Consider the following 19,128-nt stretch of genomic DNA (forward strand, 5'->3'; position numbering starts at 1 on the left):
GTCAATAAACTTTTATAAGTTTATATCTTTTATAGGTTTTCTAACTTTTCTCTGAGATTCTTTAGGGCTCTTGCTCTGTGAGAAATTTGGTTTTTTTCTTCATGAGACATTTCTGCAAAAGTTTTATCAAAGCCATCTGGTATGAAGATACTGTCGTAACCAAAGCCATTGTCTCCTCTTTCAACTTTTGAAATTCTTCCTTTACAAACTCCTTCAATTGGAATTATATTTTTTTCAGAATCAATTAGAATTATTTGAGTTTTAAAGTAGGCTGACCTATCTTCCTTATCCTTTAAATTATTTAAGAGTTTCTCTCTATTTTTCTTGTCGTCATGCTCTGATGCATATCTTGCTGAGTGAACTCCCGGCTCACCCTTAAGTGCATTTACAAAAAGTCCTGTGTCATCAGCAAGGACTGCTAAGTCGACTCTTTTTGCCATGGCATCTGCTTTTTTTAATGCGTTGTCATAAAGGGTGTCTCCATCTTCGACTACTTCAAAATCAAGTCCTTCAATATCAGACTTTCCAAAAATTTCTATGTCTAGGTCTTCTAAAATTTCTCTTATTTCTCTTAATTTATTTTTGTTGTCAGTAGATAAAACTATTTTCTTCATAGGTTTTGCTCCAAAATTTCAAAATAATCAAAAATTTCTCCAATGCCTCTTTTGGCTCCTTGTAAAAATTCATTTAACTCTTCAATAGAAAATGTATCTTTTTCTCCAGTCCCCTGAATTTCTATGAGTTGGAAGTCGTCATTCATCACAATGTTTAAGTCTACATCTGCATTGGAATCTTCTTTAAAGTCTAAGTCAACTAGCTTTACTCCATTGACTTTCCCAACACTAATAGCTGCAACTTTTGAAACAATTGGATCTTCTTCAAACTTGTTGTTCTCTAAGGCTTTTTTAACTGCAAGTTTAAGAGCAATGTAGGACCCTGTTATTGATGCAGTCCTTGTGCCTCCATCTGCAGAGATGACGTCGCAGTCAATCCAAATAGTCCTCTCTCCAATTTTATCTAAATCTATACAAGTTCTTAAGGCTCTTCCTATTAATCTAGAAATCTCACTACTTCTTCCATCAAGCTTTCCCTTGGATATGTCCCTAACTTTTCTAGTAGGGGTTGAGCCTGGTAGCATTGAGTATTCACTTGAAAGCCATCCCTTATTCTTTCCTCTCAAAAATCCTGGAACCTTGTTTTCTATCATGGCACTACAAATAACTCTTGTCTTGCCACATTCTATTAAAACTGATCCCTCGGGATGCTCTAAATAATTTGGAGTGATTTTAATCTGTCTTGCTTCGTCGTTTTGTCTATCTTCTCTCATATTTTCCCTTCTACTTGTCTACATAGGTATTCATATAATCTACTATACCATTATAGAGTCCTTGAGCTAATTTATCAATGTAGTCAGGGTCTTTAATCTTTTCTAACTCATCTGGATTTGATAAAAATCCAAGCTCTGCTAAGGCTGCAACATTTTTTGTCTTATTCAAAACAACAATTGCAGGTCTATTTATAATTCCACGATTTACTGCTCCAGTTTCTTTTATAAGAGCTTTTTGAAGACAGTTTGCAAAATTTTTTTGAACTGTATCCTTTATTCTTATATTCTTTTCTGATGCATAAAGGACTTCTATTCCCTTGGCACTAGAGTTGTCAGCACTATTAAAGTGAATTGACAAGAATAAGTGGGCATCTTCATTATTAGAAACTCCTGCCCTATCTAAGAGCTGAATGTATTCATCTCTAGTTCTTGTTATTGTTGGACTTATTTCACTATTTGCACTCAACTTATCCATAAGTCTTTCTGCAACTAAGAGGTTGACAGTTTTTTCATAAGTTTCTCCGTCAAGGGCAATTGCACCTGAATCTTTTCCGCCATGTCCTGGATCAATTACAATTTTTAATTTTCCATTTACTTCAATTCTGTCTTTTATTACTCTTTTTGCTTTTTCATCTGACTTTTCAAGATCTGCTTGGTCAAAGACTTTTTCTTTATTACCATCCTCGATTTCTTTCTTTATTTTATTAGTTTCTCTCTTTTCTTGATTAGATTGAAAATAATCATTATCAAAAATAGATTTTGAATCAATTGACTTATTCTTGGATTTAGTCTTCTTGTTGTTCTTGGAATTTTTACCCTTCTTAGTGTCTTTAGAATTTTCTTTATCGTCGCCTTCAGCGATTGATTTAGACTTATCAGTCTTTATCTCTGCCCTTAGCTCATCATTATTCCAATCAACTTCATAACCAAAGGTTTCTGATATGAACCTCAAAGGAACCATTGTCTTAGTTTCTTTTCTAGGACTTGAGTATAGAGCAAGCTGAGGAGCTTGTGCATTATCTAGGCTAATTTTTTTGCCGTTTACACTTACATTGGGGCTGTTAATCTTCATATCAATTGTATCGCCATTAAGACTAATCTTAATTGACTTATCCAAGTTATTCCACTTTACTTCTGCCCCAAGATTTTCTGTGATTTCACGAATAGGCACGAAGGTCCTTCCCTGTTTTATGTAGGGAGAAAATTCTGTTTTCAAGACTTTGTCGTTCACAAGAACTCCAGCCTTCTTAACTTGAAACTGAGTTTTACCTATGCTTACATTAAATAGATTATTGGCAAATACTGGACTTATAAGTAGTGCCAAAGACAATATCGAAATTTTAATAATTCTTTTCATTTAATTCACCTAGATAAGAGTTTATAAATTTTAGTAATTAATGTCAACAATGTAACTAAATTGTAATAATTTTAAACCACCTTATAAAGTTCATCAGGATCTGGATCTCGTAAGATAATTTCTCTGTCCTCATACTTAACTACAGCTTGGTCTTCATTATTTACCACGCCAACTTTTGTGACCTTAATGCCACTAGCTTCTGCTTCTTCTTTGAAGTCATTAAATTTTTCGCCATCAAAAACCATTAGCATAGACCCAGATGAAATTAATTTCATTGGATTGATTTTATAAAAATCACAAATCTTTTTTGTCACATCAAGTAGTGGGATTGCATCGGCAAAAATTTTAATTCCATGCCCTAGGGCCTTAGAAGTTTCCCATACTGCACCAAAAAGTCCACCTTCAGTTATATCGTGCATGTGCTTAACACCATATTTGCCTGCAAGCTTTGATTCTTTAAGGACAGAAAGGTCCCTTGAAAGTGATATTGCAAGTTCATATTCTTCTTCGCTTAAAAAACTTTTTACTTCATCTTTCTCATGGGCAATTATACTTGTGCCTTCAATTCCAAGATGTTTGGAAACAGCAAGGACATCTCCTGCCTTCACTGTCTTTAGGTCTGGTCTTCTCTTTTTATTAACTCTTCCAATAACAGTTGTTGAAATTACAATTTTATTTACAGCGTCAGTGACTTCTGTATGACCTCCTACAATATCTACATTTAATTCCCCTGCTGTTCTTGTCGCATCATCTACAATTTCTTTTAAGTCATCAAGACTAGCTGATGGTGGAATTAAAAGTGTCATCAAGATTCCAACTGGATCTGCACATTGACAGCTCACATCATTTACAGAAATATTTATGGCAAGAGAGCCAAGATTTTTTGTCGCTCCTGTTATGGGGTCAGTTGATGCAACAATAAGGTCTCCTCCAAAGTCCATTACTGCATTGTCAAGGCCTGTTCCACCGCCCATGATAACTTCTTCTCTATTTGAAACTAGCTTGTTGAAAATATATTTTTCCAACAAATCTGTTTTTAATTTTCCAATCTCCATTTTTTTACACCTCTCAAGAATTTTACACTTATTTTATTTGCATTTCAAATTTGTTAAATCCATTTTCCTTGTAAAAATTCTTGCTAACAATATTTAGGTCTTTAAATTTTTTGTTAAAATAAGACTCATCTTTGACAAGTCCCTTAACTGTTATCCTCCCCTTGTCAAAGTTATAAGAAGTTATAACTAAGTTATCGTCTTCAAGTTTTTGTATCTCAGCAATCTTTTCTATAAATTTTTTATTTTTTTCTTGAAACCTATCAGATGATAAATCTATCCTTTCATTAGCTTCTACTTCTTGAGAACTTTTCATTTTACTTGTAAGTTCCTTTTCTTTCTTAAGCTTATTGTAGTAGATGAGGTTGGAAGTTATTAAAATTAAAATAGCCAAGGGAAGGATGAAATTAATATAATTTTTATTTTTATTTATTCTAGCCTTCTTCTTTTCTTTTGCATCTGGAAGACTAACTTCTAAATTTTCTCCAATATACTCAAACTCTAAATTGCTATAAGACTTTAAAAGGTCCTTTAAGGTTTCTGAGTCAGCAATCCTTCCAAAGATATAAATTTTATCTCCTCCAGCATAGTTTTCTAACTTGCTTATATGCCTAAGAAAGAAATTTCTATACTTAAAGAGAAAGTCCTCTTCAACATTCTGCTCTTCTATGTCATAGCAAAGATTAATTATGTTAGAGGCATTCTTTTCTTCTAATTCGTTGTCTCCAATCATACCCTCAATGTTCTCATCATAAATTTTCTTGTAAGTTTTTACCAACTTATCTTCAAGAGAAATTAACTTTATGTAAGCTGCTTGTATCTCTACAAACTTACCATCTCCAGATAAGCTTTGAGCCTCTGGGAGAATTTCATAGTTTGTAACTTCTAACTTTTCCAAAACTTCTTTTAAAGCTTCAATCATTTTCTTAGGCACAAGGTCAATAGAAAAATCCAAAGTATTTCCTATAGAGTTTTTCTTGTAAAAAATTTCATAATCACTTAAATTAAAATCTCCATAATCTTCTAACTCAAGCTTTAAAAAGTCTCTTATCTCACTCTCATCAATTTCTGGGACCTTGTAGTTGATATGGATGAAGGAAGTAGAATCAAAAATAATAAAGACTTTGTCCTTCTTATTTAAGTCTAATTTTTTAAAAACTTTGCCCATCTTGTAGAAAAAATGATGATAATCTAAAATATTCCCATCCCTATAAATCCTATAGGGCATGGGAATACTAATCTTTTCTTCTTCTTTTTTCGTCTCATCAAAAATATTTATAAATCCATCGTTAAGTTTAATTTTTATTTTTCTGTCAAACATAATTCACCTGCAAATAAAGAAAATAATTATAGCTGTAGTCATAAAGGGCCCAAAGGAAATTGAATCCTTAAGGGTTTTCTTCTTTAGTAAAAGCAAAATCAAGGATACAATGCCAGCAATTATAAAGGAGTCGCGAAATAATAGAAAGGCATCAAATAAATTGTTGGCAACTAGTCCCATGATAAAAGCATAGTAGACATCGCCTAGCCCCATCATCCCTGTGAAATAATACAATAGAAAAAATATAAGGCCCATAGCAAGAGAAAACTTTACAGAAGCAAGGACCCCTCCACTTATAAAAATTTTATAAATTATCACAAAGAATAAAAGTATAAAGAGGTCAAGGTTATAAATGTATCCTGTCTTATAATCAAGGACTCCTATAAAGCTTGCTACTATTACAATAAAAATAATTATTAGGACTTCAAGAGAAATCTTGTATCTAATAAAAACCAAGAGAGCTAAGAGAGAAGTTAAGACTTCTATATAAAAGTTTTCTCTCCCAATTTTTTCTCCACAGGAAGAACAACTCCCTCTTAAAAATATATAAGAAAAAACTGGGACCATCTCATAAAACTTCAAAGTCCTATTACAAGAGTTGCAAGAACTTCTTGAAAATATAAAGTCTTCTCCCCTTTCTCTTCTCTCAATAAAAACTTGATAAAAGGATCCAAGGGACCCTCCAAATAAAAATACTAATAAAGATATAAAAATAAAATATAAATTATTTTTCATTCTCTTCGACTAACTTCTTATCTTGAACCTTAAGTGGACCTGGTTTAACTGTGACATCCCCATCTTCTGTTGAAGTAATAGTAAATTTTTCTACTTTTAAATGCTTAGCAGGCTTTGGTATCTTTCCTCCTTCAAGGTAAGGTTTTAAAGCTTCGACATTAACTTCACCTTTTGAATCTGGATGGTCTATTAAATAAAGTATGCCTGCACTTTTTAAGACCTTGACATTGGCATTGTGAGCTGCTGCCTCTGCTGCTAAGTTCGTTGAGCTGTACTTCATCGCTGCAATGGAAATTAAAATTGCAATAATGGCTATTACGATAACCAACTCGATTAGGGTAAATCCCTTGTTTTTCTTTGCGTTTTTCATATGTCCCTCCTAAAATTGATTTACCATGTCAAAAATTGGAAGTGCAATAGATAGCACTATAAATCCAATTATCAATGCCATAATTATTATTAAAATTGGTCCCATTAGACCGAGAATTTTTTGGTTGCGAGAGTTTAATTCTTCTTCATAGTAAGAAGACATAATAGAAAAAATTTCTCTAAGGCTAGAGGACTCTTCACCAACCCTAATCATAGAAACTAAAACCTTCGAAAACACTCCTGCTTCTTGGGAACCTTTATAAAGAGGATCGCCTGACTTTAGTTTAAATAAAATTTCTTGATACTTTTCTTTTAAGACCGAGTTCTTCTCCATACTAGAAATTATTTCAAGACTCCTGTCTACTGTTAAACCAGACCCAAGTAAGAGATCCATATTAAAGGATAAGTTCATAGACCTTGTCATCTTGTAGTAGGATGACTTGAGCAGTAAGGAATGAAAAGTCTTCGGCTTCTTTTTATTATGAATAAGTGCAATCGCTACCACAAATATTAAAAGTAAAATTATAAACAAATAATATTTATAAACAAAATTTGAAAATCCCATTAAAATTCTTATTGGAAGTGGGAGCAAATTATTGTTGTCAGCAAATATTTGTCCAAAACTCGGTATGACATTTATAATTAGAAAATTAATTATAAAGATTGAAGTCACCAAGAGGATACAGGGATATGCCATGGCCTCAATTATCTTAGACTGGGTCTTTCTCTTTTTGATGTAATAGTCAGATAGCTTATCAAAAATTTTGCCTAGGCTCGAAGTGTTCTCTCCTACATAAACCATATTTATCACAAGACTTGGAAAGGCTCCCGTCATCTTCATTGAATCGGATAGGTCACTACCAGACCTTAGACTGTCTCTTATATCACTTAAAATTTTTCCCTTGTCCTTTGGAAATTGTGAAGGCAGAATCTCAAAGGCCTTTTCTATATTTATTCCAGAGTTTATAAAAAGAGAAAGCTGTCTAAATAAAATATAGAGATCCTCATTCTTAAACTTCTTCTTGTATCCAAAGGAATTTGATGACTCGATATTTTCTTCAATCTTTATGGGTCTAAGTCCCTCTCTCTTTAATTTTTCCTTGGCTTCTTTTAAGTTGTCAGCCTCAATATTTCCCTTAACTTTTTCACTGCCCCTAAAGGCCTTGTACTTGTAAATCATAACTCACCAACAGTATTTATGTTTTTATAAAACTCGTCAAAAGTTGTCTCGCCAGCTTCTATTAAATTTAAAATTTCGCTTGATAGGGTCTTCATTCCCTTTTCTATTGCCAAGGCTTTTATATTTTTAACAGACTCTCTCTTGCTTATCATTTCTCGAATTTCAGAATCAACAATCATAATTTCAAAGACTGCCATCCTACCTAAGTAACCTTGATTACACTTATGGCATCCTCTTGCTCTATTAATAAATTCACTTTTAACAAGTGGATTAGTGTTTTTAATTTTTTCTTTACAATGTGGGCAAAGTCTTCTTATCAACCTTTGAGATATGACTCCAATAAGACCTGCCGAAATTAGGTAGGCTTCAATACCCATATCAATAAGTCTTCCTATTGATGCAGGAGAAGATTCTGTGTGAAGGGTAGACAAGACTAGGTGACCTGTTATAGAAGATGAAATGGCAATGTGTGCTGTGTCTTCATTTCTTATCTCACCAATCATAATCTTGTCTGGGTCCATCCTCAAAATTGACTTAAGTCCCTTTTCAAAGCTTAGGCCTGTGTTGGGGTTTACCTCAATTTGATTTATCCCATCGATTTTATATTCAATTGGGTCCTCAATTGTCATAATATTAATATCATCATCTTGAATCTTTCTTAGAAGTGTATAAAGGGATGAAGTCTTACCAGAAGATGTTGGTCCGCAAATTAAAATCAAGCCTGATGGTTGAGAAATTAATTTCATTACCTTGTCATAATTTTCTCCCACAAGTCCAATGCCTTCTGGAGTGTAAGAAATTCTTTGAATATCCAAAATTCTCAAAACTATTTTTTCGCCGTTACCAGTTGGTGTACTTGCAACCCTAATGTCAATTTTCTCACCCTTGAAGTCAAAGGAAAATCTTCCATCTTGAGGAAGTCTCTTCTCAGATATATCTAACTGAGACAAAATTTTTATCCTGGTAACAAGATAGGGATAAATCTTTTTCGGCAAATCTATTAGCTTATTTAGGGCTCCGTCAATCCTTATTCTTACTATTATGTTATCAAATCTTGGTTCAATGTGAATATCGCTGGCATTTTTCTCGATGCTTTCTCTGAGTATATAATCAAGAACCCTGACTGCTGGCGAGTCTTCCTTGTCCTCATCTTCTAAAACAATTAAGTCCTCGTATTTATCATTTATATCTTCTAAGAGATAATCCCTCTTGTAGTTCTTGTAGATTTCATCTAAGATCTGATTTATATTTTCTAAGGAAGCTTCTTCAAAAGAAATTTCCCTTCCAAGTTTTTCGCTGAGATTGTACTTTAAAATCTCATCATTAATATGTAAAGAGTAGAAGACCACAAGGTCGCCTTCTTCTCTATTGGGAGCTATAAAATTTTTTCGGCAGAAGTTTTCTGTCAAAATCTTTTTAATATCAAATGAAAATTTATTCATTTTCCTCTCTCCTGTAGTCGCAAGTAGAGTTACTACATTTTATTGTCTTTTTATTTCTAGAATTCATTTCTGTTAAGATGCTGCCACATTTTGGACATTTTTCATTAATTGGCTTGTTCCAAGATACAAATTCACACTTTGGATAATGGTCACAGCCATAAAAAATTCTTCCCTTCTTAGACCTCTTAACAACAATTTCTCCATCGCCGCAGTCTGGGCACTTGACTCCAATTTTTTCAACAAGAGGTTTAGTGTTCTTGCATTCAGGAAAGCCTGGGCAAGCTAAAAACTTTCCATATCGACCCATTTTAATAACCATATTCCTGCCACACTTGTCGCAGATCACATCAGTTACTGGGTCTTTAATTTCAACTTTTTCTATATTTTCATAGGCCTTGTCGAGATCTTCCTTTAAATCTCCATAGAAGGACCTCACAAGTTCCTTCCAAGGTTTTTTACCTGCAGCAATTTCATCAAGTTCGAATTCCATTTGTGCAGTGAATTTCTTATCAACAAGGTTGTCAAAATTTTCTACTAAAATTTCGTTTACTGTGTTGCCAAGCTCTGTTGGAACAAATTTCTTTTCTTCGAGAACTACATAATACCTGCTTTGCAATGTTGAAATTGTTGGTGCATAGGTAGAAGGTCTCCCAACTCCCAAGGCTTCTAACTCTTTGATAAGTGAGGCTTCATTATATCTTGGGGGTGGACTTGTAAAGTGTTGTTCCTTTGTTATCTCTTTTAATTTTAAAACTTGTCCTTCTTCAAGAGGAGGGAGTTCCTTTGTCTTTTCAGGATTGTAGTCATAAACTCTTAGGTATCCATCAAAGTTCAAAGTTGATCCGCTTACCCTAAATATTTGATGTTTAGAAATTATGTCAGCTGAAATTGTATCAAAAATTGCATTTGCCATAAGTGATGCAACAAACCTGTTCCAAATCAAAGAATATAATTTAAATTGATCCTTTGAAAGGGAATCCTTAATAGAGTAAGGGGTCTTTGTAACATCTGTTGGCCTAATACATTCGTGAGCATCTTGTACGTTTTCAGTTTTTTTAACTGGTGCTTTGGACTTACCAAGATAGTTTTTGCCATAAGACTTTTCTATGAAGCTGAGACAAGCATTTTGTGCTTCTTGGGAAATTCTCACAGAGTCAGTCCTCATATAAGTGATAAGTCCCACTGAACCTTCCTTAGGAAGTTTTACACCTTCATAAAGACTTTGTGCAACCATCATGGTCTTCTTAGTAGAAAAATTAATTCTCCTAGAACTTTCCTGTTGCATTGTAGATGTGGTAAAAGGATTTGGAGACTTTCTAACTCTTTTTCCCTTCTTCACAGAGTCCACTGTAAATTTGTCCCTATCAATATTTTTTATTACCTTGTCGGCATCTTTTTCAGTTTTAAGTTCAACCTTCTTAGCCTTATCTTTTTCCTTTACACCATAGTATTCTGCAAGAAGTTTCCGTCTTCCAGCCCTTAAATCAGCTTCAATAGTCCAATATTCTTCTGGGATAAAGTTGTTAATTTCTTCTTCCCTATCGCAAATTAATTTTAAGACAGCTGATTGAACACGACCTGCTGAAAGACCAGACTTAACTTTCTTCCATAGTAGTGGAGAAATCTTATAACCTGCAAGCCTATCAAGTTCACGTCTTGCTTGCTGGGCATCAACCAAGTTCATATCTATTGTCCTTGGATTTTTAATTTCTCTTTTTACAGTGTCCTTAGTTATTTCATTAAAGGTAACCCTATTCTTGTCATCTTCCTTCATATCTAAAATATAAGAAAGGTGCCAAGAGATTGCCTCCCCCTCCCTATCGGGGTCGGTTGCGAGAAATATCTTATCAGCCTTTTTCGCTTCAGCCTTAATTTCTTTTATAAGGGCTCCCTTGCCATATATATTCATGTATTGTGGTTCAAAATCATTTTCTATATCGATGCCAAGCTTTGACTTAGGTAGGTCTCTAACGTGGCCTACAGATGCAATTACATTGTAATTTGTGCCAAGCATCTTTTTAATTGTCTTTGCCTTAGTGGGCGACTCCACTATCACAAGATTTTTTGCCAAAATATCATCTCCTTCTTCCTCTTGTTTATTTTAAAATTTGAAATTCATTCATAGAAATTTTTTCAATAATTCCCTTAAGTTCTAACTTTGTCAACAGCTTATTTATATAAAATACCTCATTATTTAAATTAATGCAAATATCATTTGTGTTATTTATCCCCTTCTCTATGAGATTATAGACTGCCATCTCTTCAAGATCTAAGTCTATCTTTTCTTCCCTTTCCTTTTTAGTTAGGATACCTGGATAAAAGTCTAGAATATCTTTTATCTCAACTAGAGGTATGGCTCCATCACGTATCAACTTATTAGTTCCAACTGAATAAATAGAAGTTATATTTCCAGGAACTGCAAAAACTTCCTTGCCCTGTTCTGCGGCGAGCCTTGCAGTTATAAGACTACCAGACTTATCCTTGGCTTCGACGACAACAACAGTTTTTGAAAGTCCAGAAATTATTCTGTTTCTCAAAGGAAAAGTAAATTTGTTGGCTTGTGTTCCAAGAGGAAACTCACTAATGACAGCTCCCTTCTCAGAAATTTCTTCATAGAGAGACTTATTTGACTTGGGATAAATAACATCTATTCCAGTTCCCAAGACAGCAATCGTGTTTAAGTTATTTAGAAGCGCCCTCTTGTGAGACAAGGTATCAATCCCATATGCCATACCACTTACAATTGTAAAATCATAAAATCTTAGATCGTCGATTATCTTATTGACAGCCATGTTCCCATAAGAAGAATGTGACCTAGCTCCTACAAAGGCAATAGGGTTATAAACTTTTAAGTTACCTCTAACATATAAGACAGAAGGTGGGTCTTCAATATACCTAAGTTCATCGGGATAAGCTTCATCGAGAATAGTGACTATGTGAACTCCAATTGAACTTATTTTTTCACTAATTTTTTCTATTATAAGGTCAAAGTCCCCAGCTCTTTCATCTAATCGATTGGCACTTCTTTCAGTAAGAACTTGTTCTTCTAAGAAATCTACCTTATAAAAATCTTCAAGAGAAAGGTTTTTATCCATTAAATAATCTAGAACTTTTAAAGAATTTTCACTAGAAAAATTTATTGCATTTAAAAAAATAAGTAAGTCTCTTTCCTTCATCTTTCAACTCCTAATTGCCCCAGAATTTTTTATCCATTGTCCTGTACTGAATACTTTCAAGAATGTGATCTTCTTTTATACTTTCACAACCATCCATATCGGCAATGGTCCTTGCAATTTTTAAAATTTTGTTGTAAGTTCTGGCACTCATTCCATATTTTTTAAAGGCAAGCTCTATTATACTTTCAGAATTTTTATCAAGAGGGCAATACCTCTTTAATTTGTTTTCAGGAATTTCTGAATTATACTTAAAGGACTCATCTTTAAACCTATCCTTTTGAAGTTCTCTAATATACTTGACCCTATTCCTTATAGCTTCAGAGGATTCGCCAGACCTCTCTGAAGATATTTCCTTGTAATTAACTTCTGGCACTTCAAGATGGATGTCAATCCTGTCCAAGAGTGGATGAGAAATTTTTGAAAGATACCTTTGAATTTCATAAGGCGAACAAGTACACTCGTGGGTCTTTGAGTTATGATAACCACAGGGACATGGGTTCAAAGCTACAAGGAGTTGGAAGTCTGCAGGGTACTTAACATTTGCGTTGGCACGTGATATTATTATGTCCTTTGATTCCATTGGCTGACGCAAAACTTCTAAGACTGACTTGGAGAATTCTGGCAACTCGTCTAGGAACAAGACGCCCTTGTGGGCAAGGGAAATTTCTCCAGGCTTTGGTATCCTTCCTCCACCTATTAAAGAAACTGCTGATGCCGTGTGGTGGGGTGACCTAAAGGGTGGCTTTGTTATTAATGAGTTGTCATCTAAGAGCCCTGATATTGAATAGATTTTTGTAACTTCAATTGCCTCTTCAAAGTCAAGCTCTGGCAAGATTGTTGGAAATCTTTTTGCCGCCATTGTCTTACCTGAACCTGGCGAACCTAAAATTAAAATATTGGACTTTGCTGATGCAGAAATTTCTAAAGCCCTCTTTAAATTTTCTTGACCCTTAATGTCAGAAAAATCCATGTCATAAGAAACCTTTTCCCTCTTTAGACTACCCAGGCATCTTTCAATTTGAATTTCACCCCTTATAAAAGAAACAACTTCTTCCAGTGTCTTTACAGGATAAATTTCAACATCAGATACTATGGCACATTCCTTACGGTTCTCATAGGGAACTATAAACTTTCTATAACCCTTCTCCCTCATGGATATGACCATAGGAAGGGCACCTTGAATTTTATTTATCTTACCATCAAGAGCAAGTTCTCCCATATAGACGTAGGGTGAATAGTCCATCTCAAGACTCTCATCGCAGCTCAAGAGGCTCACTGCAATGGCAAGATCTAATTGTGTTCCATCCTTTCTAAGGTTGGCAGGAGCTAAATTTATTGTAATTCTCTTCTTGGGAAAGTCGAAGCCAGAATTTTTTATTGCTGACTTAACCCTCTCTGTTGATTCTTTAACAGCTGTGTCAGCCAGTCCAACTAAAATAATTTTTGGCATTCCATTTGATAAGTCTACTTCAACGTCAACTGGATAACCATTAAGTCCAGTTAAGGTGCAAGTTTTTGTGCAAGAATACATAAGGCCTCCTTATCTATGTAAATTAAAATTTTTTCTTAATTATATTTTATCAGAAAACCTTTACAAATTCTAAAATAATTAAAAGAAAGCCAGGCAAATTTACCTGGCTTAAAAATTTTTATTAAATTACAAAATTTCCTTCTTTAAAAATTTGAACTTGGTCGCCATTTTCTTTGACTCCAATTATTTCTGTTGTTTCGTCGCCCACCATGAAGTCAACGTGAGTTAGGGAGTCGTTCATTCCCATTTCCTTCAATTCTTCTATTGAAAGTTTTTCTCCTCCTTCAAGGCAAGTTGGGTAGGACTTACCTAGGGCAAAGTGACAAGATGCATTTTCATCGTAAAGTGTGTTGTAGAAAAGGACCTTTCTCATGGAGATTGGCGTCTTGTAAGAAACTAGGGCAACTTCTCCAAGTCTTTTGGCTCCTTCATCTGTGTCTAAAATATTTTTTAAATATTCCTTGCCAGCTTTGGCATCATAATCAACTACTTCCCCGTCTTTGAAAACTAAATAGAAATCTTCTATTAGGTTGCCGTTGTAATTAAGTGGCAAGGTTGAGTAAACTTTTCCATTTACTCCATCAAGTCTTGGGGCAGAGAATACTTCTTCACTTGGCATATTGGCAATAAATTCTTCTCCATCAGAGTTTACATCTCCAGCTCCTGCAAAGATGTAAACCTTTGGAAGTCCAACTTCAAGGTCAGTTCCCCTTTGAGATTTATAAATTAATTTTTCAAACTTAGCTTCATTTAAAAACTTGCTGTATCTGTTTAAGTTGTCTACGTGATCTTCTAAGGCTTTTATTGGATCTTCTTCAAAAAGTCTAACTGAGTTAAAGATTTCAAACCAAAGTCTTCTAACAGCTTCGTCTTCCTCTAGGTCTGGAAAAACTTTTGTAGCCCAAGATGGAATACTAGCTCCAACAACAATCCAAGAAACGTAGTTTGCCATCATCTTTGCAGAAAAGTCTCTCAATGCTTTGGAGTTTGCAAGATTAGACTTAAATAATTTTTCAGCATCTACTCCCTTGAAGGCATCTGGGTCTGAACCTGTAACTGAAAGGTACTTTGCCTTCTTCTCCATGTAGTAGTTTTCCTTGTCTACCTTGTGCTTTGGTACATCTGTCAAGACATCAAGACTTTCATTTTCATACTTAAGCCTTGATATGACTTGGTCCCTATAATCAACTACTACTTCGCCAGCACCAAGTTCATAAGCCTTCCTTGTGCACTCTACTGCAAAGTCTCTTGCTTCAATGGGACATCTAAGAACAAGCTTGTCCCCCTCCTTAATTTTTAAACCAACTTTTAAAATTAGTTCAGCATATTTTTCTATATAGTCCTCGACTTTAAAATTTTTATAGTCCATTTAATCATCCCTTCGATTTTATTTATTTTATTCAAAGTTAATATACAACAAATTAAAATAAGATGCAAAAAAGATACTACCCAAACTGAGTAGCATCTTTATAGTAAACTTATTTAGAATATTTTTTTGTTAAGAAGTCCTTAGCAACTTGTGGGAAAAGTGCGTAAGTCAATACGTCTTCGTCACATCTTGCTAGGTCACCAATTTCTGCCTTGTACTTAGCAAAAGCTGGTTCTAAGTGGTTAGCAGGTCTATCAGTAATAACTTCTGCATCACCGATTATAGATTTTCTAAAGGCTTCATCAACTTCAACTGGAGTCTTGCCGTAAAGTCCCTTTAGGTAGTCTTTGATTTCATTTGGAACCATCTTGTATCTCTTACCTGTCATAACGTTAAAGGAAGCTTGAGTACCAACCATTTGACTCATTGGAGTAACAAGTGGTGGGAATCCCATATCCCTTCTAACATTTGGAACTTCTGCAAGAACCTTGTCGAATAAGTGGTCTTGCTTAGCTGCAGAAAGTTGTGAGCTTAAGTTTGAAAGCATTCCACCAGGCACTTGATAAATTAGTCCCTTAGGATCAACTGTAAGCATTTTAACTCTCATTGTTCCATTGTTAAGATATTTATTTTTAACTTCTTGGAAGTAAGGTGCAAGTTCATTAAGAATGTCTAGGTTAAGATCAACATCATAGCCTGCTTCCTTTAAAACAATAGCAAGTGTTTCTGTTGGTGGTTGACTTGTTCCACCAGAGAAAGGAGAAATTGCTGTGTCAATAATGTCTGCTCCTTCTTCAATTCCCTTTAGGTAAGTCATAGATCCACAACCAGTAGTTTCGTGAGTGTGAAGTTCTATTGGAATGTCAATTACCTTTCTCATTGACCTAACTAGATCTCTTGAAACAGGTGGAGTTAAAATTCCAGCCATGTCCTTGATGGCAATGGAGTCTGCTCCCATCTCTTGGGTCTTTGCAGCAAGATCAGTAAAGTATTCAATAGTGTGAACTTCTGAAGTCGTATAACAAATTGCAACTTGAGCTTCAGCTCCAGCTTTCTTTGTTGCCTTAAGTGAAGTTTCAATATTTCTTAAATCATTAAGGGCATCAAAAATTCTTATAACGTCAATTCCATTTTTAACAGAAAGCTCTACAAATTTTTCTACAATATCATCGGGATAATTTTTGTAGCCCAAAAGATTTTGACCTCTTAGAAGCATTTGCGTCTTTGTATTTTTAAAGTGAGACTTAATCTTTCTAAGTCTTTCCCATGGATCTTCATCTAAGAATCTAATGCAGGAGTCAAAAGTAGCTCCTCCCCAACATTCGATTGCCTTGTAGCCAACCTCATCAAGTCTATCAAGTGCAGGTTCCATATCCTTGTAAGTCATTCGTGTTGCCATAAGTGATTGGTGGGCATCACGAAGAATAGTATCAACAAATTCTATTTTTTTCATAAGTCCTCCTAGGTATTTCATAGGTTCAGATTATTCTTGTTAACATAAGTATAACACATATATTTAAAATTTTTTAATACGATAACTTGTTTTCTAACAAATAATTTTTGTCATCTCATAAAATTTTTATTATCTTTTAGTATTCTCTTTACAAAGCCTTCCTCATTTAGTATAATGCTATCGGCTTATAAATTATCGCGGCGAAGATTTATAAGGAGTTTGATAAAAATGGCAAAAATGATGGATCCAAAGTTCAAGCAATCAAGAAGACTTGGACTAAATGTATGCGGTCACCCAAAGGCAATGAAAAGAGCTACAAGAGGTACTGCAAGAAGCGATAAAAAACTTACTGAATATGGTAAGCAACTTTTAGAAAAACAAAGATTAAGAGCATACTACGGTGTACTTGAAAAACAATTTGTTAATCTATTCAAAGAAGCTCAAAGAACTCAAGGCCAAACTGGTCCTAACCTTATAACATTCCTAGAAACTAGATTAGATTCTTTATGTTATAGAATGGGCTTCGCATCTTCAATTAGACAAGCAAGACAAATGGTTAGCCACTGTCACCTAACTGTAAATGGAAAGAAAGTAAACATTCCATCTTACAGATGTCAAGCTGGCGATGTTATTGCATTATCTGCTAAAGGAAGAAAAGTTGACCTATTTAAAGAAAACTACAACACTAACATCGTTGTAAACTACCCTTACATTTCTAAGGACGAAGACTTTAAAGCAACTTTAGTTTCTCTACCAAATAGAGAAGATGTTCCAATAGAAATTGAAGATCAATTAATCGTTGAATTCTATTCAAAGAATATGTAATGAAAATGGAAAAGACCCTGCCAGGGTCTTTTTTATTATGTAAAAGTAAAGACTCGTCACCACTTTATTTATTTCAAAGTTTAGCTCCGTCCCCACTTTCTTATTTCAATTTTTTGCTTACTTTATTACTATTCACTTAATAAGATTTTAAATTTTGCATTTAACAAGTAAGATAAAACTTCAAATTTCTCATAAAAAAATCGCATGACCAGCATGCGACTTTTTTATTTTATAAATTGACTTAAGAATATAATCACTATAACGATTGGTGAAATATATTTAATACTAATATTCATCCAAGCCCTAACAAAAGGACTTTTTATATTTGCTGCTTCAAGTAAATTTTCCATCTTCCAAGCTCTTGCTGAGAAAAGGGCAATTAATAGACAACCAATTACTAAGATGTAATTACTTTCAACATTGTCTAAGAAGGCAAAGGCTGGATCATAAAAAATTGATACAGCAGCTATGACAACTATTATTGCACTTGCAAGCATAAGGGCCTTTATTCTTTCTAACTTAAATCTTTCCATAAATTGTCCTACAATTGCTTCTAGAACTCCAACTGATGAAGTAAAGGCTGCAATGTAGAAGCCGAAGTAGAATAGGATTGAAAGAATTCTACCAAAGGGCACAACGTTAAAGGCAAGTGGAAGAGTTAGAAATGTAAGTCCAACTCCTTCGCCTGGTGTTAGTCCTGTTGCAAAAACTATTGGAAGAATCATAAATCCAGATAAGATTCCTGCAAAGACAAGGGCAAGGCAAATAACTGTTGAGTCCTTAAAGATGTTTTCATCCTTTTCCTTGATGTAAGATCCAAATACCATTGAGCCAAGCATTGCAAGTCCCAAGGCAAAGAAGGCTTGTCCCAAACAAGTTATAATTGAGTTAAAGGAAAATTTGGAAAAGTTTGGTTTAAATAGGAATGTAATACCTTCTTTTGCACCAGGAAGTCTAAGTCCAAAGAAAATTATAACTATCATAATTACAAATAAAACTGGAATTAAAATCTTTGAAACTCTTTCGATTCCCTTTTGAACTCCAAGTATAATAACTGCATTGTTAAGGGCAAAGTTAATTAAGAAAAATATAAAAACTGTTGTCTTGTTAGCATTAAAGGCATCAAAGTAAGTTTGAATTCCTTGGCTATCAAGTCCAACAAAGTCACCCATAAAGGCTCCTGCAATATATTTTATTATCCAAGCATAGATAACTGATGTGTAGCCAACAATTATCAAGGCAGCAAGTGTGTGTAAGTAACCTGCTAGGTACCACTTTGTGTTTGGCTTTAATGTCTTATAGGCATCTATGGCAGCATTACCCGTTGCATAACCTATAGTAACTTCACAAGTCATTAGGGGAATTCCTATGACCAAGATAATTAAAATATATAAAAATATAAAAATTGCTCCACCGTTTTCGCCAACTACATAGGGGAATCTCCAAAGAGTTCCTATCCCAAGGGCAAGGCCAATGGCAACCATAATAAATCCTAGGATTGATGAAAATCCTTCATTTTGTTTTGACATACGCTCTCTCCTTTTTTATATACTAGAAATACTAACACAAAAGTAGTCTTTTTTAAATAGATTTAGTATATATTCCCCTTTAAAGCGACAAATCTTTTAATTTTATTAAGTTTTCTTAAATTCATTCTCAAACTTATTCGTGGTATAATCTTTTTAGGTGATAATATGAAAAAAGACATTGAGTATGTAAAACTTGTTACTTCAACTAATAAACTTATCTTTGATGAAATTTGTGCCTTCTTAGAAGACAACTCCATCCCCTACTTCGTCAAAGACGAGGGCGACTACATGCGTCTTATCTCTGGCTTCTCTCTTTATGAAAAGGGGATTTATGTATCAGAAGATGATTTTGATGCTGCCAACGAACTTTTAGTTTACTTTATGAATGACAATGACACAAGCGGCGACTTATCCTTTGACTAATCTTAAATAATAAAAATCAAAGCTGAGAAATTTTTCTTC

17 protein-coding genes are annotated in these 19,128 nt (G+C 34.2%); 2 read left to right on the forward strand and 15 right to left on the reverse strand.

Annotation, left to right across the window (positions count from 1 at the left end; all coding sequences use genetic code 11):
• Positions 1–29: 29 nt before the first annotated feature.
• The 14 genes from rdgB to HMPREF1864_RS04665 all read right to left on the reverse strand — a co-directional run bounded on the left by rdgB (position 30) and on the right by HMPREF1864_RS04665 (position 16,312).
• Positions 30–614, reverse strand: a complete 585-nt coding sequence (rdgB, locus tag HMPREF1864_RS04600; RefSeq protein WP_062571664.1) for an RdgB/HAM1 family non-canonical purine NTP pyrophosphatase — start codon at positions 612–614, stop codon at positions 30–32.
• Positions 611–1,327: a ribonuclease PH gene (gene rph, locus HMPREF1864_RS04605; protein ID WP_062571665.1), complete on the reverse strand. Its 717-nt coding sequence runs from the start codon at positions 1,325–1,327 to the stop codon at positions 611–613. Before rph ends, rdgB begins: the two co-directional genes overlap by 4 nt.
• A 10-nt stretch (positions 1,328–1,337) precedes the next feature.
• Positions 1,338–2,684 carry an N-acetylmuramoyl-L-alanine amidase gene (locus HMPREF1864_RS04610; protein ID WP_062571666.1) on the reverse strand — a complete coding sequence of 449 codons (1,347 nt, stop codon included), beginning with the start codon at positions 2,682–2,684 and terminating at the stop codon, positions 1,338–1,340.
• Between the two features lie 71 nt (positions 2,685–2,755).
• Positions 2,756–3,739: an AIR synthase family protein gene (locus tag HMPREF1864_RS04615; RefSeq protein ID WP_062571667.1), complete on the reverse strand. Its 984-nt coding sequence runs from the start codon at positions 3,737–3,739 to the stop codon at positions 2,756–2,758.
• A gap of 28 nt (positions 3,740–3,767) precedes the next feature.
• A complete protein-coding gene (locus tag HMPREF1864_RS04620) occupies positions 3,768–5,057 on the reverse strand; it encodes a type IV pilus biogenesis protein PilM (RefSeq protein WP_062571668.1) in 1,290 nt (429 codons plus the stop codon).
• A 3-nt stretch (positions 5,058–5,060) separates the two neighbouring features.
• Entirely contained in the window at positions 5,061–5,792 is a 732-nt protein-coding gene (locus tag HMPREF1864_RS04625) for a prepilin peptidase (RefSeq protein ID WP_062571669.1), read from the reverse strand.
• The gene (locus HMPREF1864_RS04630) at positions 5,782–6,162 is read right to left on the reverse strand and encodes a prepilin-type N-terminal cleavage/methylation domain-containing protein (RefSeq protein ID WP_062571670.1); all 381 of its coding nucleotides are present in this window, start codon (positions 6,160–6,162) and stop codon (positions 5,782–5,784) included. Before HMPREF1864_RS04630 ends, HMPREF1864_RS04625 begins: the two co-directional genes overlap by 11 nt.
• Positions 6,163–6,171: 9 nt before the next feature.
• Positions 6,172–7,341, reverse strand: coding sequence for a type II secretion system F family protein (locus HMPREF1864_RS04635; protein WP_062571671.1), 1,170 nt, complete (start codon positions 7,339–7,341; stop codon positions 6,172–6,174).
• Positions 7,338–8,783, reverse strand: coding sequence for a GspE/PulE family protein (locus HMPREF1864_RS04640; RefSeq protein WP_062571672.1), 1,446 nt, complete (start codon positions 8,781–8,783; stop codon positions 7,338–7,340). Before HMPREF1864_RS04640 ends, HMPREF1864_RS04635 begins: the two co-directional genes overlap by 4 nt.
• Positions 8,776–10,854, reverse strand: coding sequence for a type I DNA topoisomerase (gene topA / locus HMPREF1864_RS04645; protein WP_062571673.1), 2,079 nt, complete (start codon positions 10,852–10,854; stop codon positions 8,776–8,778). The genes HMPREF1864_RS04640 and topA overlap by 8 nt, the downstream gene beginning before the upstream one ends.
• A gap of 25 nt (positions 10,855–10,879) precedes the next feature.
• Positions 10,880–11,959 (reverse strand): DNA-processing protein DprA, encoded by a 1,080-nt coding sequence (dprA, locus tag HMPREF1864_RS04650; RefSeq protein WP_062571674.1) that lies wholly within the window; start codon positions 11,957–11,959, stop codon positions 10,880–10,882.
• Between the two features lie 10 nt (positions 11,960–11,969).
• Entirely contained in the window at positions 11,970–13,490 is a 1,521-nt protein-coding gene (locus tag HMPREF1864_RS04655; protein WP_062571675.1) for a YifB family Mg chelatase-like AAA ATPase, read from the reverse strand.
• Between the two features lie 121 nt (positions 13,491–13,611).
• Positions 13,612–14,859: an aminopeptidase gene (locus tag HMPREF1864_RS04660; RefSeq protein WP_062571676.1), complete on the reverse strand. Its 1,248-nt coding sequence runs from the start codon at positions 14,857–14,859 to the stop codon at positions 13,612–13,614.
• A gap of 109 nt (positions 14,860–14,968) precedes the next feature.
• On the reverse strand, positions 14,969–16,312 hold the full coding sequence (locus HMPREF1864_RS04665) for an oxaloacetate decarboxylase subunit alpha (RefSeq protein WP_062571677.1): 1,344 nt from the start codon (positions 16,310–16,312) through the stop codon (positions 14,969–14,971).
• Positions 16,313–16,540: 228 nt separating this feature from the next.
• On the opposite strand from HMPREF1864_RS04665, the gene rpsD reads away from it, so the two are divergent.
• Positions 16,541–17,137: a 30S ribosomal protein S4 gene (rpsD, locus tag HMPREF1864_RS04670; protein ID WP_062571678.1), complete on the forward strand. Its 597-nt coding sequence runs from the start codon at positions 16,541–16,543 to the stop codon at positions 17,135–17,137.
• A gap of 224 nt (positions 17,138–17,361) precedes the next feature.
• On the opposite strand, the gene HMPREF1864_RS04675 is transcribed toward rpsD, so the two are convergent.
• On the reverse strand, positions 17,362–18,666 hold the full coding sequence (locus tag HMPREF1864_RS04675; protein WP_062571679.1) for a sodium-dependent transporter: 1,305 nt from the start codon (positions 18,664–18,666) through the stop codon (positions 17,362–17,364).
• Between the two features lie 165 nt (positions 18,667–18,831).
• Here HMPREF1864_RS04675 and HMPREF1864_RS04680 point away from each other — a divergent pair, with 165 nt between their 5' ends.
• Positions 18,832–19,089: a putative signal transducing protein gene (locus HMPREF1864_RS04680; RefSeq protein WP_062571680.1), complete on the forward strand. Its 258-nt coding sequence runs from the start codon at positions 18,832–18,834 to the stop codon at positions 19,087–19,089.
• Positions 19,090–19,128 lie beyond the last annotated feature (39 nt).

The organism is Peptoniphilus sp. DNF00840, assembly GCF_001553125.1.
GTDB classification, from domain to species: domain Bacteria; phylum Bacillota; class Clostridia; order Tissierellales; family Peptoniphilaceae; genus Peptoniphilus_A; species Peptoniphilus_A vaginalis.